Annotated in this window: 1 protein-coding gene; it reads right to left on the bottom strand. The window is 70.7% G+C overall.

The window, feature by feature from the left end:
• Window positions 1-1,279, bottom strand: a 1,279-nt coding sequence (locus ACWDCZ_RS41350; RefSeq protein ID WP_449818725.1) for a radical SAM protein, incomplete at its 3' end; no start/stop codon positions are given.
• Between the last annotated feature and the right edge of the window lie 112 nt (window positions 1,280-1,391).

Raw genomic sequence — 1,391 nt, 5'->3', positions numbered from 1 at the left:
TTCCGATCTGCGGGCGCGGGCATCGGCGCTCAGACGGGTGGACGAACTCCTCCAGGGTGCCCCGGTAGGTCTGCAGCAGCCGGATGTGGTACTCCAGCGGCGCGCCCTGCGGGTTGGCCTTGCCGAGCGGGGTGGTGGGCTCGGGGCACCAGGTGGTGAAGCGCGGCACCACGCCGCGGGACATGAAGAAGCGCAGGCCCTCCTCGGTGGAGGCGATCGCCTCGTCCACCGTGGTGAAGCCGAAGGGCTCGGCCATCTCCACGCCCGCGACGAAGTTGGGGATCACGTTCTCCGGGCCGAACACCTCGGTGGAGTCGAGGATCCGGCGGTGCCACTCGTCCCGGCCGACGTAGCGCTCCTTGCCGGGGCAGTAGAGCTCGAACAGCCGCTTGTCCCACACCTCGAAGTTGGGGTGGTAGATCCGCACGCCGTAGTCGTGGAAGCGCTGGACGTCCTCGCGCGGCAGCGCCTGGGCCACCACCTTGCCGATCCAGCGGCCGGGGAAGCGCTCCTCGATGGCCTTGGCGTACTGCCCGTAGAAGTCGGCCTCGTCCCGGCCGCCGACGTGCGAGGTGATCGCGCCACCGGTGAGGGTGTACGCCTGCGAGGCCCGGGCGGTGTCGTGCCGGTCGATGATCGCCAGCGCCTCCAGCACCTCATCGACCGGCTTGACCCCGGTGTACGGGCGGCCGGCCGCCTTGTGCTGGCGCCAGTTGTGGTTGATGTCGCAGTACTGGCACTCCTCCTTGGCGCCGAAGTACTGGCAGACCCGGAACACCGTGAGGTAGATCAGGTAGCCCCACTGGATGGTCGGGGCGACCTCCATCACCGACTTCCCGTTGGCCAGCGTGTGCCGGTAGTAGTCCGGCATCGGCGGCAGGCCGACGTCGGCGATCCGCGCACCGTCCAGGTAGAGGCCGAGCGTGCCGTCGTCCCCGGCGCCGACCCGGTACGGCGAGTCCGGGTTCACCCGCACCGACACCACCGTGCGGCGCAGCCCGTACGGCCCGCCGGTCAGCACGACCTCCTCCGGCGGCCGGTTGAGCGCGGCCGCGCCCAGCTCGGGCAGCGTGCGGTGGTCGAAGGAGAAGATGAAGTACGACTTCGGCTTGACCTCGCCGCCCCCGTCGGCGCCCGCGCTGCCGCTCAGCGCGGACTCGTCGAAGGCCATGCCGCCGCGCAGCAGGTCCTCCTTGATCACCGCCTCCCGGGGCACGTCGGGATAGCGCTCCATGAGCTGCTCCACGAGTGCGGTGCGGCTGCGGGCCTGGCTCTCCATGCGCTGGTCTTCCTTCCTGGCCCCGCCTCCTCGACGGCGCCGTGCCCATGGACATCGCGAAGTCGAGCAGCGCCGGGCAGTCCTTCCTGGCCAGCTCGTTGGGCTCGCCGAG

Source organism: Kitasatospora sp. NPDC001225 (assembly GCF_053597855.1).
The sequence above is the reverse complement of the archived record's forward strand: the minus strand, read 5'-3'. Positions and strand labels throughout refer to the sequence as shown.